Source organism: Mycobacterium sp. (assembly GCF_035499775.1).
Classification (GTDB): Bacteria; Actinomycetota; Actinomycetes; order Mycobacteriales; family Mycobacteriaceae; genus Mycobacterium.
The window spans coordinates 1-5,301 of record NZ_DATJYB010000009.1 but is presented as its reverse complement, the minus strand read 5'-3'; the positions used below and the strand labels follow the sequence as shown (position 1 = coordinate 5,301).

4 protein-coding genes and 1 pseudogene are annotated in these 5,301 nt (G+C 67.1%); all 5 read right to left on the bottom strand.

Annotation, left to right across the window (positions count from 1 at the left end; translation table 11 throughout):
- Positions 1–249: 249 nt before the first annotated feature.
- Positions 250–1,926 (bottom strand): ribonuclease J, encoded by a 1,677-nt coding sequence (locus tag VML93_RS00245; RefSeq protein WP_325606426.1) that lies wholly within the window; start codon positions 1,924–1,926, stop codon positions 250–252.
- 7 nt (positions 1,927–1,933) lie between these two features.
- Complete coding sequence (dapA, locus tag VML93_RS00240) at positions 1,934–2,836, bottom strand: 4-hydroxy-tetrahydrodipicolinate synthase (RefSeq protein ID WP_325606424.1); 903 nt, start codon at positions 2,834–2,836, stop codon at positions 1,934–1,936.
- Positions 2,837–2,885: 49 nt separating this feature from the next.
- Positions 2,886–3,638 (bottom strand): FAD-dependent thymidylate synthase, encoded by a 753-nt coding sequence (thyX, locus tag VML93_RS00235; protein ID WP_325606422.1) that lies wholly within the window; start codon positions 3,636–3,638, stop codon positions 2,886–2,888.
- A 10-nt stretch (positions 3,639–3,648) separates the two neighbouring features.
- Positions 3,649–4,221, bottom strand: coding sequence for a sensor domain-containing protein (locus VML93_RS38435; RefSeq protein ID WP_414686247.1), 573 nt, complete (start codon positions 4,219–4,221; stop codon positions 3,649–3,651).
- A gap of 150 nt (positions 4,222–4,371) precedes the next feature.
- Positions 4,372–5,280 (bottom strand): annotated as a pseudogene (locus VML93_RS38430) (serine/threonine-protein kinase); the annotation flags it as partial.
- Positions 5,281–5,301: the final 21 nt, after the last annotated feature.

Below are 5,301 nucleotides of genomic sequence, written 5' to 3'. Positions count from 1 at the left end.
CCCCGGTACACAGCTTCACCAGCCTGCTGGCCGATCTGAGCACCATCTGCGCCAACCAGATTCAGCCCACCGCCGACATGCCGGCATTCACCATGATCACCAGCCCCACCGCGCTGCAGCGACGGGCCTTCGAACTCCTCGGCGTCTCCCACCGCCACGGCCCCGCGTAGTCAGTACACCCACACCCGCCACACCCCAAAACCCCAGTTCAACGCCCTAACCCGTCAACACAGCGGGGGGAACTTCGGTCTAAACCTCGATGACCGTCGGCACGATCATGGGTTGGCGGCGGTAGGTCTCACCGACCCACTTGCCTACGGTGCGGCGCACGCCCTGGGCAATGCGGATCGGGTCGGTCACATTGGCGGCCACCAGCGATTCCAGCTCCGCTTCTATCTTGCGCACAACGGGTTCCAGTGCCTTGGGATCTTCGGAGAATCCGCGCGAATACAGGTGCGGCGGAGCGGCAGAACGTCCGGTGCCGCGCTTGACTACGATCGTCACCGCTACGAAGCCCGACGACAAGATGAGCCGTTCGCCCAGGGTGATGTCGCCGACATCGCCGGTGATCAGCCCGTCGACGAACATCTTCCCGACCGGCACCGCGCCGGCGATCGAAGCCTTTCCGGCGACCAGGTCGACGCTGACGCCGTTCTCCGCCAACAGAATTGACTCGGGTGACACCCCGGTGCTGGCCGCCAGCTTGGCGTTGGCGCGCAACATCCGCCAGGTGCCGTGCACCGGCATCACGTGGCGAGGCCGCACCCCGTTGTAGAGGAACAGCAGCTCACCCGCGTACGCGTGACCCGAAACATGCACCCGCGCCTGGGCGTTGGTGACGACCCGGGCCCCGATCTTGGACAGCGAGTCGATGACGCCGAAGACCGCCTCCTCGTTGCCCGGGATCAGCGACGACGACAACACGATCAGGTCACCGGCGGTCAGCGTGATGCTGCGATGTTCGCCGCGCGACATCCGCGACAACGCCGACATCGGCTCGCCCTGGGTGCCGGTGGTGATCAGCACCACCCGTTCGGGCGCCATCATCTCGGCGGCGGCGATGTCGATCAGATCCGAATCGGCCACCCGCAAGAAGCCGAGCTCGCGCGCGATGCCCATGTTGCGCACCATCGAGCGGCCGACGAACGACACCCGCCGGCCCAATGCCACGGCGGCATGGATGATCTGCTGCACACGGTCCACATTGGAGGCGAAGCACGCCACGATGACGCGCCCGTCGGCGCCCCGGATCAGCCGGTGCAACGTCGGACCCACTTCGCTTTCCGACGGCCCGACGCCCGGATGCTCGGAGTTGGTCGAATCGCACAGGAACAGATCCACACCGGTGTCGCCGAGCCGTGACATGCCGGGCAGGTCGGTGGGCCTACCGTCCAGTGGCAGTTGGTCGAGCTTGATGTCGCCGGTGTGCAGCACGGTTCCCGCGCCGGTGTAGACCGCGATGGCCAGCGCGTCGGGAATGGAGTGGTTGACGGCGAAGTATTCGCAGTCGAACACGCCGTGGTGGCTGCTCTCCCCCTCTTTGACCTCGACGAACGCCGGCTTGATGCGATGCTCCCGGCATTTGGCCGCGACCAGCGCCAGAGTGAACTTCGAGCCGACGACCGGGATGTCGGGACGCAGCTTGAGCAGAAACGGGATGGCCCCGATGTGGTCCTCGTGCGCATGGGTCAACACCAGCGCCTCGATGTCGTCCAGGCGGTCTTCGATGTGCCGCAGGTCAGGCAGGATCAAGTCGACGCCGGGCTCGTCGTGGGTGGGGAACATCACCCCGCAGTCGATGATCAGCAGCCGGCCCAGGTGTTCGAAAACCGTCATATTGCGGCCGATTTCGCTGATGCCGCCCAGCGCGGTGACCCGCAACCCGCCCGAGGCCAGAGGACCTGGTGGGGCGAGCTCCTCGTTCACCGCCGGGTCACCTGAGCACCGAAGCCGCACGCATGTCGGCGGCCAACGCGTCGATCTGCTCCGGCGTCGCGGCCACCTGCGGCAGCCGGGGATCACCGACGTCGATACCCTGCAGCCGCAGACCCGCCTTGGACAACGTCACCCCGCCCAGCCGGCTCATCGCGTTGCACAGCGGGGCGAGCGTGACATTGATCTTGCGGGCGGTAGCGATATCGCCGGAACCGAAGGCGGACAGCAACTCTCGCAGCTGGCCCGCCGCCAGGTGAGAAATCACGCTGATGAAACCGATACCGCCCATCGCCAGCCAGGGCAGGTTCAGCGCGTCGTCGCCGGAATAGTAGGCCAGTCCGGTTTCGGCGATGATCTGGCCGCCGCTGTGCAGGTCGGCCTTGGCGTCTTTGATCCCGACGATGTTCGGGTGTGCCGCCAGCGCACGAATGGTGTCGGGCTCGATCGGCACCACCGACCGCGGCGGGATGTCGTAGAGCAGCACCGGCAGATCGGTGGCGTCGGCGACGGCGGTGAAGTGTGCGCGCAACCCGGCCTGCGGGGGTTTCGAGTAGTACGGCGTGACCACGAGCAGCCCGTGCGCGCCTTCGGCCGCGCAGGCCTTGGCCAGCCGGACGCTGTGGGCGGTGTCGTAGGTGCCCGCTCCGGCGATGACACGAGCCCGGTCGCCGACGGCTTCCAGCACGGTCCGCAGCAGCAGGAGTTTCTCCTCGTCGCTGGTGGTGGGCGACTCGCCGGTGGTTCCGGAGACCACCAGGCCGTCGCACCCCGCGTCTACCAGGTGCTGTGCCAGTGCCGCGGCGGCCGCGGTGTCGACGGACCCGTCGGCGCCGAAGGGGGTCACCATCGCGGTCAGCAGGGTTCCCAGGCGTGCGGGGGCGTCGAATCCGACGGTGGTCACGGTGTTCAGGTTACCTGGCGGCGGCAAGCTGTTTTGCAGCCGCGCGGACTCAGGCTTCGGTGGCGAGCGGGCTGGTGGCGACCTCGGTGCCGTCGGCCAGCACGGACACCTCGAAGTCGGCGAACACCGCGGGCGCGACGCCGGCGAGCTGACGCAGGCACTCGATGGCCAAGCGGCGGATTTCCACGTCGGCGTGTTCGCTGGCCCGCATGGCGATGAAGTGCCGCCAGGCCCGGTAGTTACCGGTCACGACGATGCGGGTTTCGGTGGCGTTGGGCAGCACCGCGCGGGCGGCCTGACGGGCCTGCTTGCGGCGCAGCAGCGCATTCGGTTGATCAGCGAACTTGGCTTCCAGCCTGGCCAGCAGTTCGGTGTAGGTGGCGCGGCTGGCGTCGACGGCGGCGGTCAGGATCTGCCGCAGTTCCGGGTCGTCTTCCATCCCGGGCGGCACTACGACCTGCGATTCCTTCTCGGGGACGTAGCGCTGGGAGAGCTGCGAGTAGGAGAAATGCCGGTGCCGGATCAGCTCATGGGTGCAGGATCGCGAGATGCCGGTGATGTAGAACGACACGCTCGCGTGCTCGAGCACCGAAAAGTGCCCGACGTCGATGATGTGCTTGATGTAGCCGGTGTTGGTCGCGGTCTTGGGATTGGGCTTGGACCAGCTCTGATAGCACGCCCGGCCGGCGAACTCGACCAGCGCCGACCCGCCGTCAGCGTCGGTGGTCCAGGGCACGTCCGGTGGTGCCAGGAACTCGGTCCGGGCGATCAGTTGCACGCGTAGCGGCGCGGTCTGGGCCACGGCGCTCACCTTATCGCGGCATTTGCGCCGCCATTTTGTCGGCGATCTGGCCGGCCTCGTCGGCGATGTGATAACTGCAAGCCTCGACATCGAGGACCACGTTGGACACCGCGCTCAGCACATGCTGGCAGCCCCAGCCCCGGGCGTCTAACTGCGTCTTCAGCAGCGCGATCTTCGGCGGAGCCCCGCTGAGTTTCCCGAATGTCCACCGGACCGGCTTGTCCTTGGCTTTGGTTACCGTCACCGTCCGCCCGGGACAGAACTTCCACTTGTCCGCCGAGTTCCGCACGAACACGTGCGACGAGTTGCCGGACGGGAAGCTCACCGCGGTTTCGATGAGCCAGTGGTCGAAGGTGTCGCCCGGCTCGTACAGGATCCGGCTGCGCAAACCCGTGAAGCCGCTGCCCTCGTAGAACGTGCGCTGGTTGGCGTAGAGCGCTCCGAGGCACTCCTGGTCAGATACCGTCGTGCCGGGGTTGTCCATCGTCTGGATGGCTTGGCCGGATTGCATGTTCGAGGCACCCATCACAGCGTTGATTTCATCGGTGCCCAACAAAATGGAATCCAAGCGATCCGGTTGCACCGTCGGGAGCGACGGCGCCGGGGTGGGGCGCGGCCAGAGGAACACTGCGGCGACCGCCGCCGCGACCAAGCTCGTCAACACGGCAGCGGCCAGCGGCAGCCGCCGCTTACTCGACTTCCGTTGCGGCAACAGCTCTGTCACGGTGTCCGCCACTGTCGGGGTGTCCTGCACGGTCCGCTGCAGGCCGTCGTCGACGATCCGGCTCGCCAACAGCTGACCGGTGGCGCTGAGCGCCTCCTGGGCATCCCGAGCCAGATCGCCCGCAGTCTGGTAGCGCTCTCCGACGACTTTGGCCATGCCGCGGGCGATTATCGCGTCGAAATCGGCCGGGACGTCGGGCCGCGAATCAGTGGGGCGGGGAACGGGTTCCATCAGGTGGGCACTGACCAGTTCGGACAGGGTGTCGACGTGGAACGGCGGCGACCCGGTCAGGCACTCGTGCAGCACGCAGGCCAGCGCGTAGATGTCGGCGCTCTTGGTGATCGGGCTCTTGCCGAACCGCTCAGGTGCCATGTACTGCCAACTCCCCACCGCGGCACCAGGTTTGGTGACCGCGGCGTCCTGGCGGCCCTTGGCGATACCGAAGTCGACGAGATAGGCGAAATCGTCGTCGGTGACCAGAACGTTGTGCGGTTTGACATCGCGGTGGATCACGCCGGCGGCGTGGGCGGCGTCCAACGCCGAGGCGATCTGGCGCACGAGTGCGACCGCTCGCGCCGGTTCCATCGGCCCCGAACTGCGGAGCAGCGTCTGCAGATCGGTGCCGCGAATCAGCCGCATCTCGAGATACAGCTGCCCGTCGATCTCCCCGTACTCGTGGATCGGCACCACATGCGGCTCGGTGAGCTGGCCGGTGATGCGCGCTTCCCGCTGCATCCGCTCGCGAAAGTCGGGATTCTCGGAAATGTCGGCCGACATCAGCTTCAGCGCCACCGTCCAGTTCTTGACGGTGTGCTCGGCCTCGTACACCTCGCCCATCCCGCCGCGGCCGAGCAGCCGCTTGAGGAGATAGGGCCCGAACTGCGTCCCCACCCGGGAGTCCCGCGGGGTGTCGCTCATCGCCGTCTCCTCACGCCACCC